The organism is Frigoribacterium sp. CF331 (assembly GCF_057787905.1).
Genome location: NZ_CM173545.1, coordinates 1,214,775 through 1,230,128, shown reverse-complemented (window position 1 = coordinate 1,230,128; position 15,354 = coordinate 1,214,775). Strand labels below are relative to the sequence as shown.

At 71.1% G+C, this 15,354-nt stretch carries 19 protein-coding genes; 10 read left to right on the top strand and 9 right to left on the bottom strand.

The features are described 5' to 3' along the window. Positions 1-90 precede the first annotated feature (90 nt). Entirely contained in the window at positions 91-1,260 is a 1,170-nt protein-coding gene (locus tag AC3CCI_RS05715; protein ID WP_354594951.1) for a flagellar hook protein FlgE, read from the top strand. Positions 1,261-1,387: 127 nt separating this feature from the next. On the opposite strand, the gene AC3CCI_RS05710 is transcribed toward AC3CCI_RS05715, so the two are convergent. The 9 genes from AC3CCI_RS05710 to AC3CCI_RS05670 form a co-directional block, all read right to left on the bottom strand. After that, on the bottom strand, positions 1,388-2,758 hold the full coding sequence (locus AC3CCI_RS05710) for a reverse transcriptase family protein (RefSeq protein WP_488628369.1): 1,371 nt from the start codon (positions 2,756-2,758) through the stop codon (positions 1,388-1,390). Positions 2,759-3,194: 436 nt separating this feature from the next. Then, on the bottom strand, positions 3,195-3,464 hold the full coding sequence (locus AC3CCI_RS05705; protein WP_354594949.1) for a DUF4190 domain-containing protein: 270 nt from the start codon (positions 3,462-3,464) through the stop codon (positions 3,195-3,197). Positions 3,465-3,581: 117 nt separating this feature from the next. Further along, positions 3,582-4,220 (bottom strand): YitT family protein, encoded by a 639-nt coding sequence (locus AC3CCI_RS05700; protein WP_488628664.1) that lies wholly within the window; start codon positions 4,218-4,220, stop codon positions 3,582-3,584. Between the two features lie 215 nt (positions 4,221-4,435). After that, on the bottom strand, positions 4,436-5,008 hold the full coding sequence (locus tag AC3CCI_RS05695) for a hypothetical protein (protein WP_488628368.1): 573 nt from the start codon (positions 5,006-5,008) through the stop codon (positions 4,436-4,438). Positions 5,009-5,022: 14 nt separating this feature from the next. Continuing rightward, entirely contained in the window at positions 5,023-5,298 is a 276-nt protein-coding gene (locus AC3CCI_RS05690) for a hypothetical protein (protein WP_488628367.1), read from the bottom strand. A 281-nt stretch (positions 5,299-5,579) separates the two neighbouring features. Next, the gene (locus tag AC3CCI_RS05685) at positions 5,580-6,050 is read right to left on the bottom strand and encodes a hypothetical protein (RefSeq protein ID WP_488628366.1); all 471 of its coding nucleotides are present in this window, start codon (positions 6,048-6,050) and stop codon (positions 5,580-5,582) included. 128 nt (positions 6,051-6,178) lie between these two features. Beyond that, positions 6,179-6,823 (bottom strand): hypothetical protein, encoded by a 645-nt coding sequence (locus tag AC3CCI_RS05680; RefSeq protein WP_488628365.1) that lies wholly within the window; start codon positions 6,821-6,823, stop codon positions 6,179-6,181. A gap of 74 nt (positions 6,824-6,897) precedes the next feature. Then, positions 6,898-8,151: a hypothetical protein gene (locus AC3CCI_RS05675; RefSeq protein ID WP_488628364.1), complete on the bottom strand. Its 1,254-nt coding sequence runs from the start codon at positions 8,149-8,151 to the stop codon at positions 6,898-6,900. After that, positions 8,148-8,447 carry a hypothetical protein gene (locus tag AC3CCI_RS05670; protein WP_488628363.1) on the bottom strand — a complete coding sequence of 100 codons (300 nt, stop codon included), beginning with the start codon at positions 8,445-8,447 and terminating at the stop codon, positions 8,148-8,150. Before AC3CCI_RS05670 ends, AC3CCI_RS05675 begins: the two co-directional genes overlap by 4 nt. Positions 8,448-8,658: 211 nt before the next feature. Between AC3CCI_RS05670 and AC3CCI_RS05665 the strand changes: the two genes are divergently transcribed. The 9 genes from AC3CCI_RS05665 to AC3CCI_RS05625 all read left to right on the top strand — a co-directional run bounded on the left by AC3CCI_RS05665 (position 8,659) and on the right by AC3CCI_RS05625 (position 15,353). Continuing rightward, a complete protein-coding gene (locus tag AC3CCI_RS05665) occupies positions 8,659-9,045 on the top strand; it encodes a flagellar FlbD family protein (RefSeq protein ID WP_354594941.1) in 387 nt (128 codons plus the stop codon). A 2-nt stretch (positions 9,046-9,047) separates the two neighbouring features. Next, positions 9,048-9,875, top strand: coding sequence for a motility protein A (locus AC3CCI_RS05660; RefSeq protein WP_354594940.1), 828 nt, complete (start codon positions 9,048-9,050; stop codon positions 9,873-9,875). Next, entirely contained in the window at positions 9,872-10,894 is a 1,023-nt protein-coding gene (locus AC3CCI_RS05655; RefSeq protein ID WP_488628362.1) for an OmpA/MotB family protein, read from the top strand. The genes AC3CCI_RS05660 and AC3CCI_RS05655 overlap by 4 nt, the downstream gene beginning before the upstream one ends. 75 nt (positions 10,895-10,969) lie before the next feature. Beyond that, positions 10,970-11,917, top strand: coding sequence for a FliM/FliN family flagellar motor switch protein (locus AC3CCI_RS05650; RefSeq protein WP_235491442.1), 948 nt, complete (start codon positions 10,970-10,972; stop codon positions 11,915-11,917). Continuing rightward, positions 11,914-12,639: a flagellar motor switch protein FliN gene (gene fliN / locus AC3CCI_RS05645; RefSeq protein WP_354594937.1), complete on the top strand. Its 726-nt coding sequence runs from the start codon at positions 11,914-11,916 to the stop codon at positions 12,637-12,639. Before AC3CCI_RS05650 ends, fliN begins: the two co-directional genes overlap by 4 nt. A gap of 2 nt (positions 12,640-12,641) precedes the next feature. After that, positions 12,642-13,274, top strand: coding sequence for a FliO/MopB family protein (locus AC3CCI_RS05640; protein WP_488628361.1), 633 nt, complete (start codon positions 12,642-12,644; stop codon positions 13,272-13,274). A gap of 191 nt (positions 13,275-13,465) precedes the next feature. Next, the gene (fliP, locus tag AC3CCI_RS05635; RefSeq protein ID WP_488628663.1) at positions 13,466-14,317 is read left to right on the top strand and encodes a flagellar type III secretion system pore protein FliP; all 852 of its coding nucleotides are present in this window, start codon (positions 13,466-13,468) and stop codon (positions 14,315-14,317) included. Beyond that, complete coding sequence (fliQ, locus tag AC3CCI_RS05630; protein ID WP_123519563.1) at positions 14,317-14,592, top strand: flagellar biosynthesis protein FliQ; 276 nt, start codon at positions 14,317-14,319, stop codon at positions 14,590-14,592. The genes fliP and fliQ overlap by 1 nt, the downstream gene beginning before the upstream one ends. An 8-nt stretch (positions 14,593-14,600) precedes the next feature. Continuing rightward, positions 14,601-15,353 (top strand): flagellar biosynthetic protein FliR, encoded by a 753-nt coding sequence (locus tag AC3CCI_RS05625; protein ID WP_354594934.1) that lies wholly within the window; start codon positions 14,601-14,603, stop codon positions 15,351-15,353. Position 15,354: the final 1 nt, after the last annotated feature.

The window sequence follows — 15,354 nt, the reverse complement described above, 5'->3', positions numbered from 1 at the left end:
CCCCTCGAACCACACCGGGAGCAGGACGCGACCGGACCCACCCGCGCAGGACGCGCCTCCAGAGTTCTCCCCAGCTGAAAGGCAGCACCCATGCTCCGCTCCCTCTACTCCGGCATCTCGGGCCTTCGTTCGCACCAGACGATGCTCGACGTCACCGGCAACAACATCGCCAACGTCAACACCGCCGGCTTCAAGTCGTCGACCACGCAGTTCCAGGACACGCTGTCGCAGATCACGCAGGGCGCCGGCGGCCCGCAGACCGGCATCGGCGGCACGAACCCGGCCCAGATCGGCCTCGGCGTGCAGGTCGCCGGCATCTCGACCAACTTCTCGCAGGGCTCGGCGCAGGCCACCGGCAAGGCGACCGACCTGATGATCTCGGGCGACGGGTTCTTCGTCACGCGCCTCGGCAACGACACCGTCTACACGCGGGCCGGCGCCTTCGACTTCGACGCCGACGGCCGCCTCGTCTCGGGCGACGGCAAGATCGTCCAGGGCTACTCGGCGACCAACGGCGTCATCAACGACGGAGGCGCGCTCGGCGACATCACACTGCCCCTGAACGCGGCCGCCCCGGCCTCGGCGACCTCGAGCGCGACCGTCGGCGGCAACCTGCCGAGCGAGTCCGCGGTCGGCGACAAGATCGTCCGCGACACCAAGGTCTTCGACGCCAACGGCCTCGAGCGCACCCTGACGCTGACCTTCACCCGCACGACCGGCGGCTGGGACGCGAGCGCGACCGACGGCAACGGCGGCGCCACGACCTCGCTCGCCTTCACCGACGGCAAGCAGACCGGCGCGGCGTCGCTCGCCCTCAACGGCGTGACCGTCGACCTGTCGGGCGTCACCGGCTTCGCGGCCCTCAACACGACCTCGATCACCGACCAGAACGGCCGTGCGGCCGGCACCCTGCAGGGATTCTCGCTCGCCAAGGACGGCACCCTGATGGGTCAGTTCAGCAACGGGTCGACCGTCGCGCTCGGCCGTGTCGCGCTCGCCACGTTCGCCAACCCGGGCGGCCTCGAGAAGGAGGGCAACTCGGGTTACCGGGCGACCGCCAACTCGGGTGCCGCGACGGTGGGCGCCCCCGGATCGCCCGGCATCGGCTCGCTGGCCAGCGGCTCGCTCGAGATGTCGAACGTCGACCTCTCGCAGGAGTTCACCAACCTGATCGTCGCCCAGCGCGGCTTCCAGGCCAACGCCCGCATCATCACGACCTCGGACGAGGTGCTGCAAGAGCTCACCAACCTCAAGCGCTAGTCGCCGGCTGCCGCACCCTTCGCACCGCGTTTCGTGCACCTCACCCGATCTAGACCGGGTGTGCCGCACGAAACGCGGTGCGTTCGTCGTCCGGAGGCGCAGCGTCGCCCAGGAGGCGCGGTGCGCGTCACCGGGGGACGCGCGCGAACGCGGCGCGCAGCCGGGCCCCGCGCTCGGGGTTGAGCTGTTCGACCCAGCCGATCCGCCCCCACAGCTGCGCGGCGAAGTCCGGGTGCCCGGACCGGTTCTGCGCCTCGAGGCCGGTGCGGGCGGCGTTGTGCAGCACGGCCCGCAGCCGGTCGTACTCGGAGCGCACCGTGTTCGTGCCCTGGTTGACCACCACGCCGGTGACGACCTGACGCGTGGCCGCACCGCGCACCCGGGTCTTCGACGCGTTCAGCTCGTGCCCCTCGTCGCCGACGATGCGTCCGACGCCCCGCACGAACGCGTCGGCCCGAGACGCGAGCGCCGCGTCGCCGCTGAAGGCGAGGTCGTCGGCATAGCGCGTGTAGGTCGCCCCTGCGGCCCGGGCGTAGCCGTCGAGCCGGGAGTCGAGGCGTCGCAGGGCCACGTTCGCGAGCGCCGGAGAGGTCGGCGCCCCCTGGGCGAGGTGGGCGACCGAGAGCGCGTGGCGCAGCGCGAAGCGCTGCTCGGGGTCGCCTCCGTCGGGCATGCCCGACAGGACGCCCGGCGGCACCGAGTTCGTGCACAGCCCGGTGAGCACGTGGGCCACGGCGTCGGTCAGCCCCTCGCGACGCAGCGCGCCGAACACCTGCCCGGCGGTGACCCGGGCGAAGAACGAGGTCAGGTCGAGGGCGACGACGACCTTTCGGCCGACGTGCCGGCGGGCGCCGCTGACCGCGCTGCGGCCCGGGACGAACCCGTGCGCGGCGTCGTGCAGCGGCACGGCGGCAAGCACCTCGTCGAGCACGACGCGCTGCAGGTCGCGCAGCCGGAAGCCGGGAACCTCGAGCAGCCGTGGCGTGCGTCCGGGTCGGGCCCGCCATTCGTACCGGTGGTGCTGCAGGGGCCCACGCTCGACGCGGCGGTTCCAGCGCCCGGGGTCGGCGAACCAGTCGAGCTCGCCGACGGTCAGGCGCAGCAGGCGGGCGACGTCGGCCACGGTGCCCAAGCGCAGGAGGCGCGGGTCGGCCGAGCGCGCCTCCTGCGTCACGGGCACGTGGTGGACGATGCGCAGCGGACGGCCGTGCGCCCTCGCCTCGGCCACCGCGTCGCCGAAGGCCGGGTCGCGTCCGATCAGGGCGACGAGGGTGCGGGGGTCGTCGTGCGGTGCGCGGGGCAGGGCGCGGACGAGGCCCCGGGCCAGGGGGCGCCAGAACCGCGTCGGCCCGTCGATCGCCTCGCCCGCGGCGGCGGCCAAGCCCCGGACCGTCCACTCGGCGGCGAGCAGGGCGTCGGCGAGGGCGACGGCGACGGCGTCGGGCCCCGGGTCGGGATCGCGGGCCAGGGTCGCCGACGCGGGGGAGGGGCCGGTCACCCGGTCGCCGTCCGCGCGACGGTTGCCCGTCCGGCTGCCGCTCGCCGGTCTGCGGTGCGGCGGCCGGTGGCGCGGCCGGCGGCGTGGGGAACGACGGGGTCGGGGTGGCTGCGGCGGTGCCTCGGCGACTCGTGCATCGGTGCGGGCCCCTCGCCGCGCGGAGCGCGGTCTCGGGCCTGCGGAGCGGTGCCGTGGTCGATCTGCGTGCCCCGGGGTAGCCCCGGAGAGGAGGGCACGACGCGCGTGCCGCCCACCTCGCCGAGACACCGTCGCATGCGGTCACGCTAACGGAGGCCGCCGACGCCCGCGATCCCCCGCGAGGGTGAGCCCGTCACGGGTCGTGGGTTGCTCCCCCAGGACGCGGAGGAGGCGCGGTGCCTGCTCTGCAGACACCGCGCCTCCTCGGCTGTCCGGCTGCGATGCCGGGTCGATCGACCTAGTAGGTCGTCGGCATCGAGTTCATGATCGCGGGCAGGACCACGGCGATGTAGATGATGCCGAAGATGATCGACACGATGCTGATGATGACGCCGGCGATGGCGAGTCCGCGGCCGCGCTCGCCGGTCTTCTTGATCTTCGACAGCGCGATCAGGCTGACGACGAGCCCGGCGATGTTGAAGACGAAGGCCAGGATGAAGCCGACGATCGCGAGGACGTTGTAGCCCGCGGCGGTGCCGGCGGACTGGGGCATGGCGGTGTTGGACATGAGGACTCCTAGGTGTGGTGACGTCGGGTGACGTGAGGCAAGACGAGAAAGACCGCTTTGAAACGAGATTGCCTCAATCAGAACGGTCTTGCCCGGAAGTCTGACAGAAAGTTGTGATCACGTGTGGCCGACATACCGGCCGGCCTTGTGGTTCATCGCCAGCACGAGGTTGAGCACGACGGCGCCGAGGGCCGAGAGCAGCACGATCCACGGTGAGACGACGGTCAGCGAGGCCAGCACGATGAGGACGTCGAAGCCCATCTGCACGTACCCGGCGCGCAGGCCGGCCCGCTCTTGCAGCACCAGGGCGAGGATGTTGATGCCGCCGAGGCTGGCTCCGTGGCGGAAGAGGATCAGCAGGCCGACGCCGACGAGCAGGTTGCCCGAGAGGGTGCCGTAGACGGGGTTCACGGCGTCGATGTCGAACACGAGCGGGTGCAGGTACGAGAAGGCCGAGAGCATGACGACGGTGAGGATCGTCCGCAGCGTGAACGGCCAGCCCTTCTTCCAGACGGCGAGCGCGAAGAACGGCACGTTGACCAGGACGAACAGCACGCCGAAGGTCCAGCCCGTGGCGTAGCTCGTCAGCAGGGCCAGGCCCGCCGTGCCGCCCGAGACCGCCCCGCTGGCCTTCAGCAGGAAGAGCCCGAACGACGCGAGGAACACCCCGGTCACGACGCCCATCACGTTCTCGGCGAGCGTGTGCTTCGTGGTGTCGACGGTCTCGATCGAGCCGGTCAGGGCGGGGTCGTCGATGCCGTGGCGGGCCGGGGCCGCGGCGTCGGGCGTGGCGGCGTCCGGCAGGCCGGCGGGCGACGACTCGAGGGCGGGGGAGGAGGCGGTGGTGACGTCGTCGGCGCGGGCGGCGGGGGTGGTGCCGGGGCGCGACTCGTCGCGGGGTTCGTGGGTCACCGGCACATCCTGCCAGCCCCTCGTTTCGCGCACGTGACGCGCCGCGCCCTGCCTGCGGCTCAGCCGTTGCCCGCCACCACGATGGCGATTGGCACGATGACGGCGAGCAAGGCGGCGACCGTCACGAGCGCGCAGAGCACTGGGCGTCGAGTGGTGATCGGAACGACGCCCGGCACGATCCGGGCGGCGTTCTTGCCAGAGAAGACCTGATCGGCGGGCATGATCGTGAGCCGTGCATGCTGGGCGATCGCGAGCAGCTGTTCTCCGGGCCAATTGGCCTCGGTGAGGACGAGGCGGCGGCCAGCGCCGTTCCGCACGGCGAGGTAGGCAAGGTTCTGCACACCCAGGTTGAGCGTGCACAGGATGCCGCGCTGTGAGCCGTCGAGTTCGACCGTCGTGGCGCGTCCCCACCGGCGCCTGGTCACGACGGTGTCGGACACGGTGACGGTGGTGGTCCGCAAGTAAAGCCACAGGCCGATGCCGCCGAGGGCCATTATCGCCAGGACGGCCGGTATGAAAGCCTCACCCAGACGGTAACCACCGAGGAGGAATGCCAGCGGGATGCAGATCAGCCTTCCCTTGGCCTTCGACCAGAAGTGCGGCCAGTCCGGGCGGTAGGTGACGGTGGACATGAGTGGATTGCTGGTCATGGTGCTGCTTTCTTCAGGTAGGTGTCTGCGGGAGGGTCGTCGTCGGAAGACCATGAGAGCCCCCGCGCGAGTTCGTCCATGAGAGCGACGGCGTCGGAGAACGGGTGCGGATAGGGAGCTTCGGAGATCAAGGCGAGACGGGTCGATGTGTCTGCCTGCTGCCACGTCCAGGTCACCTGGCCCACGGCGGCCGGCCGCGAGAGTCCCGCCAGTGGCACGAGTCGGATCGCCTGTATCCGATGGGCGCTGCCGAGCTGCGTCTCGCGGGTCATGACTGACGGTGGCGCCAGGCATGTCGAGCTCGCAGCCAGGGCTTCTATCAATGGGCCCTCTCGTGCTGAGTGGTCACCTTCGACGACGTGCAGGGCGGCCCAGGCCATCGGGCCATGACGCCCGTGAGCCACGAATGCGGCTGTCGCTCCTTCGTCCTCCAGGGTCGTCCGGAGGTTGGCGTCCTGATGCGAGTCACTGGGGGGCAATCGACCCGCTACGCCGAAGAGTGGGCGCCAGACAGATGAGTGATGGATGGTCAAGGTGACGACTCGGTCGGACGTCATGCGCATGCCACCGGGACGTCCGGGGGACCCCAGAGGGCCCAGATGGCGATGCCCAGAAGGACTGCAGCGACGATCGTCAGGGTGACGATGGCACCGAGAGCTGCCCAGGGATGTCGTTGCAGGGGCGAGAGCATTCCTGGTGCCAGGGCGTCCGCCTCAGCAGGGCTCAGCAGGCCGTTGCTGTTGGAGTACCTGAATGAGAAGTGGTGCGAGATCCGTTCCAGATCGGGGGTGGCCCAATAGGCTCCGGTCAGCCGCATGATGGGCCGCCTGCCCCGTCCCAGGATGAGCCGGAGAACGGGCCGAGGGCCGTCCACGTTCGCGAGGATGCCCGCTGTCGGTCGAGTCCTGGGAACATGACGGGTCAGGAAGAAGCGCGAGTAGCTCAAACCGTCGTCATGCAGAACGACGCGCGTAGTGATCATGTAGAGGCTGATGCCGCCGAGGATGAAGACCAGGACGGTCACGGCGAGGGCCCACCCCGCCGTCGAGTCCCGGATGGTGAACGGGATGAGGCTCGTGGATCCGACCGAGATGACAGCGTTTCGTGCATAGTGTCGCCACCGTGGCCTTAGGACGCATGACGTCGACCGGCTCACGACTTCCCCCGGACGTGAGCTGCGGAGGACGGCGCTCGGGTCGCGGAAGGCATGGTCCAACGGAAAGCACGGACGATGTCGTCGGCGTGGACGAGCTGCGCCGAGAGGAGAGTCCCGCCCGTCGCGATGAACGTCATGACGAGAACGCAATCGCTGCGCTCCGGAACGTCGACGATGTACTGGACGCGTCCTGTCTCGAGATGCCCCTCGGGTGCTATGCGTTGCTCGGGTGCACAGTCTGTCGCGGCAGCAAGTCCCAGCCGCTCGAGGGCGAGTTCCGTTGTCCTGGCCCACTGAGCGGCGCTTTCGACCCGCCGATCCACCACCCGAGAGACGTCACCCTGGGCCGTGGCCAGGGTGCTGAGAAGGCTTTCGGGCCGGGCGAGAGTCCGGGTCACCTCGGCATTCAGGGAGTACCCGGGGCGAGCTTCGTTCGACACCACGGGGAGCACGGACAAGCACATCGGGCCGAGGGGCGGACGCCCAGCCGGAGTGAAGACGAAGAGGTCGATGATGCCTTCGCGCCGAGCGTGGAGGCAGAGCGCGAGAGTGAGCTCCCTGGCGCGGCGGCGGGTCAGGACCGTCGTCCGCGAGTCTCGCTCGCGTGCAAAAGCGGCCACGTCGTCGAGGAAGTGATCCACTTGCTCGGCCAGGTCTCTCCGAAGGTCGACGCGACGCCAGCCGTGTGGAAGGGCGAATGCATATCCTGGCGACTTCACAACGCCCCCACGTGGATCATCGTCTTCTCGGTCCAGTAGGTACCTGCTGCGACCTGGCCCAGTTGCTGCGCGATCGAGATCGTGGCCTGAAGGTTCTGGACCGCACCTGACAATCCGTCTGTCAACGCCGACACCACGCCAGGCACGAAGAGCTCACGACCCCTCGGCCCACCTGCGGCAAGGCGTCGCATCGCGAACATCTCCGCAGCTCCTCCGAGCAACAGGTTGTCGAGACCGGTGACGACCGCTGAACTCCTCACGGCGTCGAGACGCTCGACGATCGCCTGCCGCTCCGCGATCCTCGTCTGCTTCACTGCTTTGGTGGGCACCCCGGCGAGGGCGCGAGCGCTCACCGAATCGATGATCGAGCGGCGCATGCCCGACGTCGCCACCAGTGCTCCTTTGGCGGCTCCCAGGCCGACGATCGACAGCCCGACGCCGAGCAGCTCGGCCACGACGTCGGCCGGGCTCGCATCACCAGCAGCCGCTTGCGCGAGGGTGATCGCCAGCCAGCACGCTGCGGCGACCATCCCGATGACGAGTGCGATGGGACCGATGCCAGGCACGAAGCTCAGCACCGCCAGCACCGGCCCGAGCGCGTTCAGCACGTCCTTGATCACCCCGAGCACCCCGCGCGCGTCGTGCACCACCTGCTTCACCCCGTCCCACCAGGTGTCGCGCAGCTCGTCGTCGCCGGCCAGGCGGACGGCCGCGATCGCCCGGTCGTTGAGGGCTCCGTACTCGCCCGAGGCGTCGCCCCCGCTGCCGACCAGGCGGGTGATGACCGCCTTCGCGTCGGCGAGGTCGGCGTCGGCGAGGTCGACGGCCCGCGTCCGGGCCGCTTCTTGCCGCTCGACCTCGAACGGGTCGGTCTCGCCGGGGACGACGAACCTGTCGGCCGTGCGCCGCGCCTCCTTCGCGTCGTCGGCGTCGAGGCGGGCTCGATCGGCCTGCCGCTGCAGGTCGTCGAGGCCGTCCGCGTACGTGTCGAGCGCGGCGGCGAGATCGAGGTAGCGCTGCTTCGCCTGGTCGATCGCGTCGGCGAGGGGTTCGGCCGACGTCGTGAAGGTGCGGCCGGACTCGGAGTCCCACCCGTCGGCCCTCGCCGACCGCCGCAACCGTCGCGACTGCGTCTCGATCGACCTGCCCGTGGCCCGAGCCGCGGTCGCCGACGACCGGATCTCGGTCGGGTCGCCGGGGACGGGGTCGGAGGCCAGGTCGAGGGGGCTCCAGTCCCACGGGCGACTCACGGCGCACCCGCCGCGTCCGACGGCGCGAGGGCCCGGGCCAGGTCGCCGTCGACCTGCGTGAAGGTCGTGCCCGCCGCCTCGGCCATGGCACCGACCGCCGCGATCGATTCGAGCATGCGCCCGCGGGCGATCGCCCAGTCGTCGGAGAAGGCCTGGACGGCCGACCGCAGTCGTGGCGAGCCGATGCCGTCGCATCGGGCGCCGGCGGTGCCGGACGACAGGTCGGAGTGCAGGGTCTGGAGGTCGCGTGACAACGCGGCCAGCGCCTCCAGATCGATGTCGATGTACCGCGCCACGGCGGCTCCCCTCGTCGATATGAGCAATGCCACACACCATACCGAACGTGATGGCTGTCGAGGCCGCCCTGTGGACAACCGGCCGCATTCCCGCCGACGCCGCACCTAACGCTCCGCCACCCCTGGCCGATAGTGCTCCGTAGCCGCTCAGGACGAGCAGCGACACCTGCCCCACGGACGGCGGCAGGAGACACAGACCTAGGACGGGCCGATGATCGTCGTCACGCGACTCAACGACAGCAGATTCGCTGTCAACCCTGACCTCATCGAGCGCATCCACGAGACGCCCGACACGGTCCTGATCATGGTCGACGGCGCCAAGTACGTCGTCACCGAGCCGATGGCCGAGGTCATCGAGATGATCGCCCGCTACCGGGCCCGCATCGTCTCGCTCGCCTACGACGAGCCCTCCGCCACCGCACCGGCCAGCCAGGCGCTCGGCAACCGCACCTCGACCGGTCCGCAGCTCGGCATCGTCCGGGGCTCGTCCGGCACGGGAGGCGCGGGTCGCGTCACCGAGTTCCGTCCCCCCGTGCAGGCTCCCGCCGTGCACGCCCCGGCGGCGCACGCCCCGTCCGACACCACGCAGGGACGCTGACCGTGGATCCCGCAACGATCATCGGCATCGTCCTCGCGCTGGGCGCCCTGTTCGGCATGATCCAGCTCGAGGGCGTCAGCATCGCCGGGCTGCTGCTGCCCGCGCCGATCATCCTCGTCTTCGGCGCCACGATCGGCGTCGGCATCGCCGGCACGACGATCAAGGACGCCATCCTCAGCTTCAAGAAGATCCCCCGCGCGTTCACCGGCAAGGTCGTCCCGCCGCAGTCGGTCATCGACGGCGTCGTCTCGCTCGCCGAGAAGGCCCGCAGCGAAGGCCTGCTGTCGCTCGAGCAGGAGGCCGAGAAGCTCGACGACCCCTTCATGAAGGGCGCCCTGCAGAACATCGCCGACGGCACCGACGGCGAAGAGCTGCGCATCCTGCTCGAGGACGAGATGGAGTCCCGCCTCGCGGCCGACCGCACCGCCAGCAAGTTCTTCATGAGCCTCGGCGGGTACGCCCCGACGGTCGGCATCGTCGGCACGGTCGTCAGCCTCACGCACGTGCTCGAGAACCTCGCCGAGCCCGACGAGCTCGGCCACATGATCGCCGCGGCGTTCGTCGCGACCCTGTGGGGCCTGCTGACGGCGAACTTCCTCTGGCTGCCGCTCGGCGCCCGCCTGAAGAAGCTGGCCGACCTCGACGAGGCCCGCATGACCCTGCTGCTCGAGGGCGTGCTGGCCGTCCAGGCGGGAAGCCAGCCGCGCCTCCTCGGCGAACGCCTCAAGGCCATGGTGCCGACGCACGCGCTCGAGGGCGCGGCCGGCAAGGGCGGCAAGGCGAAGGTCGGGGCGGGCAAGCCCGGCGACGACCAGGGGCTGGCCGCATGAGCGGCTCGCGCGGCGCCCGGAAGAAGAAGGGGCACGCCGAGGACGAGCACCCCGACGAGCGCTGGATGGCCTCGTACATGGACATGATCACCGTGCTCATGTGCATGTTCATCGTGCTCTACGCGATGTCGACCGTCGACCAGGACAAGTACATGGCCCTCCGCAACTCGCTCGCGACCGGCTTCGGCCAGACCGAGGTCGGCAAGATCGACACCGCCTCGGGCACGGTCGTCGCCGCCGACGACGTCACGCCCGACGGGGCGGGCTACTCGACCGGCACCGAGACCGACATGAGCAAGACGGCCGCGTCGGGCGAGGCGCAGACCGCCGAGCAGGCCGCCGCGGCATCGACCGCGGCGCAGGCCGAGCTCGACGACCTCGAGGCGATCAAGGCGGCCGTCGCGGCGAACCTCGAGGGCTCGGGCCTGAGCGGCGACGTGCAGTTCGCCGTCGACGCCCGCGGGCTGACGATCCGCCTGATCGGCTCCGAGACGTTCTTCGGCACGAACAGCGCCGACCTCAGCGGCACCGCCGTCAGCGTGATGAACGCGATCGGCCCGGTCCTCAAGACCGCCGGGCACGACGTGTCGGTCGAGGGCCACGCCGACCAGCGCAGCTCGACCGCCCCCTACGCCACCAACTGGGAGCTCTCGTCCGCCCGCGCCACCCAGGTGCTGCGCGACCTGGTCGAGCGGGGCGGCATGGCCGCCGACCACATCCAGTCCGTCGGCTACGGCTCGTCCCGGCCGCTCAGCGCCGGCTCGACCGACGCCGACCTCGCCGCGAACCGCCGCGTCGACATCGTCGTCCTGTCGAACCAGTCCGACGCGGTCAGCGCCCTGCTGCCGCAGCTCGAACAGGCGGCGGCCGCCGCGGGAGGCGCGGTGACCGACGGCCGCAACCCCACCGTCCAGCAGGCGGCCGACACCTCGACCACGGCCGAGGCTCCCGCCGAGGAGAAGCCGAAGGCCGAGAAGGAGGAGCACGCGACCGAGGAGGAGGACTCCTCAGGGCACTGACTCCGACGACCCAGTACGGGGGGTACGCGTGATGCTGGGCTAACGCTCAGGTGGGGTGGGCCGATAGCTCCGTCCGTGACACTCCTCGACGCCCCGACGGGCAGCACCGCGACGACCGTGACGGTCGGTGCGTCGGCGCGCCCGCAGAAGACCGTCGAGGTCTACGACTTCCGTCGCCCGACCACCCTCGCCCGCGAGCACTCGCGCGTCCTCGAGCTGGCCTTCGACACCTTCGCCCGGCAGTGGGGCACGCAGCTCACCGCCAAGGTGCGGGTGCTGTCGTCGGTCACCTGCGAGCAGGTGCAGATGCTCACGTACGACGAGTACGCCTCGTCGCTGCCGGCGACCACCGCGATGGTGCTCTGCGCGCTCGAGGGCGTCTCGGCGAAGGCCGTCATCCAGTTCCCGTCGTCGGCCGCCCTGACCTGGGTCAGCCACATGCTCGGCGCGGTGAAGCCCACGGCGCTGCCCGAGCGCACCTTCACCCCCGTCGAGCAGGCCCTCGTCCGCCGCCTGATGGACGACGCCCTCGACGACCTGCGCTACTCGTTCGGCACGATGCTCGCCGACCCGATCAGCGTCGGCGGGTTCCAGTACAACTCGCAGTTCGCCCAGGCCGCGCAGAAGTCCGACCTGATGATCGTGGCCTCGTTCGAGATCCGCGTCGGCGAGCGCGTCGCGCCCGGCACGGTCGCGATCCCCGCCGACGTGTTGCTGTCGCAGCTCGGCGAGTCCAACCCGACGATCGACGCCGCCGACGCCCGCGACCTGCTCGGCGCCCAGCTCGCCTCCGTGCCGGTCGGCGTCTCGCTGACCTTCGCCCCCGCCGCGGTGCTGCCGAGCGTCGTGCTCGGGCTGGCCGTCGGCGACCTGCTGCCGCTGCCGCACCCGCAGCACCGGCCCCTCGAGATCAGCGTCGACGGTCAGGCCGTCGGGCGTGCCGCCGTCGGAGCCGCGGGCTCGCGGCTGGCCGGCATCGTCGTCTCCACCTCCCTGACCGGCACCGAAGAAGGAACCTCATGACCGGCACGACCATCACCCTGCACACCGCGGCGGCCGAGGCGCTGGTCGCCCAGCTGCCGACCCCCACGCCGCTGCGTGCCGTGGCCGTCGACGCGGCGTCCGCCTCCGGTCTTCGTGCCGCGGGCCCGTCGGTCGTCGTCACGTCGTTCGTCGGCTCGGTCTCGGCCGACACGGCGGTCGTCCTGGCCGACATGGACCAGCTCGCCGCCGCCGCGGGGACCGACAACCCCCTGGTGTCGGTCTCGGACGTGCTGCGCCCCGCCCTCGAGGCGGCGACCGGCGTGCTCGGCACCGGCGTGCTCGGCGAGAGCCGTCGCGAGTCGGCCGACGCCCTGCTCGCCGACCCCGAGACGGTCGTCTTCGAGCTGACGGCCGCGGGTCAGCCCGCCGGCTGGTTCGCCCTGCGCCTGCGCGAGACCGGCACGATCGCCGGACCGTCGTCGGCGGTGCCGAGCGCGGGTGCGGTGTCGACCGGCAACCTCGGCCGCATCAACAACGTCGAGATGGCGCTCACCGTCGAGATCGGTCGCACCCGCATGTCGGTCCGCGACGTCCTCGGCCTCGAGCCCGGCGCCGTCATCGAGCTCGACCGCTCGGCCGGTGCGCCCGCCGACGTGCTGCTCAACGGCCGCCTGATCGCGCACGGCGAGGTCGTCGTCGTCGACCAGGACTACGCCGTCCGCATCACCAAGATCCTCGACGTCGCCGACGGCATCGCCTGATCGTGGACACCGTCGTCGTCGGCCTGCGGGTCGTCCTCTCGTTGGGCGTGGTCCTCGCCCTGCTCTGGGTGCTGCAGAAGCGCCTGGTGAAGGGCGGTCGCGCGGGCACCCGCGCCACGTCGCAGGTCTCGGTCGTCGCCCGTCAGGGCGTCGGGGCGAAGGCGAGCGTCGTCGTCGTCGACGTCGAGGGCGAGCGCCTCGTGCTCGGCGTCACCGAGTCGTCGGTGACCGTGCTGGCCGCGGCCGACCGTCCGGTCGACGCCGGAGCCCTCACGCTCGTCCCCGAGCCGCGCACCGACGAGGTCGTGCCCGGGGCCCAGGAGGCGCGGGTCACCCCGATCGCGCCCGTCGCCTTCGCGTCCGTCCTGTCGGCCGAGGGTGCCGCGGCCCGCGACGGGCTGCCGGCCCGTCCCGTCGACACGACCCCCGCCGACGCCGTCCTCGCCGAGACCACCCCCGCCGAGTTGCTCCGCCCCCGCGGCGCCGCCCGTCGGGCCGCCGCCTCGCGGCCCCGGGACCTCGCCGAGCGTCGCGGCGGTCGCGGTCGCACCGCGAAGTCGATCGAGGGCTCGATCCTGGCCCCCGACACGTGGCGCCAGGCGGCAGCGGCCCTCCGCAGCGGACGAGCCGGATGACCGGCCGTCGGTCGTCCGCCCCCTCGACCCGCCCCTCCTTCGTCCTCGCCCTCGGTCAGCTCGTCCGCCCGACCGTGCGCGACGGCCTGCACGGCGCCCCCCTCGGGCGCTCGGTGGTCGGTGCGGCCCCGGTCCGCTTCGCCGACACCCGCTTCGCGCGGGCGGTCGTCGTGACGCTGCTCGCGCTCGTCATGGCGTCGGCCCTCGTCATGCTGATCGGTCAGCAGGCCAACGCCGCGCCGGTCGCCCCGACGGCCCCCACCGCACCCACGGCCCCGGCCACCGACGGCACCGGCACCGAGGGCACCACCGGGACGACGCCCACCGACTTCACCCAGACCGACCAGACGACGTCCGACGGCACGGGCACCGGTGGCCTGAACATCGACATCAACGGCCCCGACGGGGCACCGAGCCAGGCCGTCGTGACGCTGATCGGCATCACGCTGCTGAGCGTCGCCCCGGCGCTGCTGCTCATGATGACGTCGTTCACGAAGATCTTCGTGGTGCTGGCGATGACCCGCAACGCGCTCGCGCTGCCGTCGATCCCGCCGAACCAGGTGCTCGCCGGGCTGGCCCTGTTCCTGAGCCTGTTCATCATGGCTCCGATCCTGACCCACATCAACACGGACGCCGTGCAGCCCTACCTCGACGGCCGCCTCGACCTGCAGGGCGCGATCGACGCCGGCATCGCGCCGCTGCGCGAGTTCATGCTCGCCCACACCCGCGAGGAGGACCTCGCGCTGATGACGCGGTCGGCGGGCCAGCCGAACCCCGACAGCCAGGCCGACGTGCCCATGCTGACGCTCATCCCGTCGTTCATGATCAGCGAGCTGCGCGCCGCCTTCATCATCGGCTTCGTCATCTTCATCCCCTTCCTCGTCATCGACCTCGTCGTCAGCGCCGCCCTCATGTCGATGGGCATGATGATGCTGCCGCCGGTGATGATCTCGCTGCCGTTCAAGATCCTGCTGTTCGTCCTCGTCGACGGCTGGGGCCTGATCATCAAGAGCCTCATCGAGAGCTACCAGGTGGGTGCCTGATGGATTCCAACGCCGTCCTCGACCTCTCGATGCAGGCCCTGATCATCACGGGCAAGCTCGCCGCGCCCGTGCTGATCACCTCGCTCGTGGTGGGTTTCGCGATCTCGCTGCTGCAGTCGATCACCCAGATCCAGGAGGTCACGCTCTCGTTCGTGCCGAAGGCCGTCGCCGTCGGCATCGCGCTCGTCGTCACCGGCCACTGGATGATCAGCGAGATGGTGTCGTTCACCACCATGGTGTTCGACCGCATCCCCCAGCTGCTCAGCGGCGGGTAGGGGCGACCGTGTCGTTCGACCTGAGCTGGCTCGAGGCCACGCTGCTCGCCGCGGTCCGCATGACCGCGTTCATCGTCATCGCGCCTCCGTTCTCGTACCGGGCGTTCCCGGCGCGGGTGAAGGCGATGCTCGGCATCGGCCTGGCGCTCGCCGTCGCGCCTCGCGTGGCACCCGGCTACGTCTCGCTCGAGACGGGCCCCTTCGTCATGGCGCTCGTCCTCGAGATCGTCGTCGGCGCCGTCCTGGGCTTCCTGGTGTTCGTCGCCTTCGCCGCGGTGCAGGCGGCCGGCAGCCTGATCGACCTCTTCGGCGGCTTCACGCTCGCCCAGGCGTTCGACCCGCAGTCGATGGTCAACGGCGCGCAGTTCACCCGCCTGTTCCAGATGACCGCGCTGGCGCTGATGTTCGCGACCGGGGGCTACCAGCTGATCATCGGCGGGCTCACCCGCTCGTTCGACGCCGTCCCGCTCGGCCTCGGCATGGACCTCACCCACCCGGTCGAGCTGCTCACCACGGGCGTCAGCCAGCTCTTCCTCTCGACCATCCAGATCGCCGGGCCGCTCTGCGTCGTGCTGTTCCTCGCCGACGTCGGCCTCGGCCTGCTCTCGCGCGTCGCGCCCGCCCTCAACGCCTACGCGATGGGGTTCCCGCTCAAGATCCTCATGACGGTCATGCTGGCCGGCGGCGTGTTCCTCGCGCTGCCCGGCGTCGTGGCCTCGCTGACCGGCGACGCCGCCGACATGCTGCTGGGGGTGGGCTGAC

Bases quoted from the DNA above. Each gene is read 5' to 3' on its own strand.
- fliP (WP_488628663.1), top strand. From the start codon at position 13,466: ATGGCGTCGGCCCTCGTCATGCTGATCGGTCAGCAGGCCAACGCCGCG.
- AC3CCI_RS05690 (WP_488628367.1), bottom strand. From the start codon at position 5,298: ATGACCCGCGAGACGCAGCTCGGCAGCGCCCATCGGATACAGGCGATC.
- AC3CCI_RS05665 (WP_354594941.1), top strand. From the start codon at position 8,659: ATGATCGTCGTCACGCGACTCAACGACAGCAGATTCGCTGTCAACCCT.
- AC3CCI_RS05705 (WP_354594949.1), bottom strand. From the start codon at position 3,464: ATGTCCAACACCGCCATGCCCCAGTCCGCCGGCACCGCCGCGGGCTAC.
- fliN (WP_354594937.1), top strand. From the start codon at position 11,914: ATGACCGGCACGACCATCACCCTGCACACCGCGGCGGCCGAGGCGCTG.
- AC3CCI_RS05715 (WP_354594951.1), top strand. From the start codon at position 91: ATGCTCCGCTCCCTCTACTCCGGCATCTCGGGCCTTCGTTCGCACCAG.
- AC3CCI_RS05655 (WP_488628362.1), top strand. From the start codon at position 9,872: ATGAGCGGCTCGCGCGGCGCCCGGAAGAAGAAGGGGCACGCCGAGGAC.
- AC3CCI_RS05695 (WP_488628368.1), bottom strand. From the start codon at position 5,008: ATGTCCACCGTCACCTACCGCCCGGACTGGCCGCACTTCTGGTCGAAG.
- fliQ (WP_123519563.1), top strand. From the start codon at position 14,317: ATGGATTCCAACGCCGTCCTCGACCTCTCGATGCAGGCCCTGATCATC.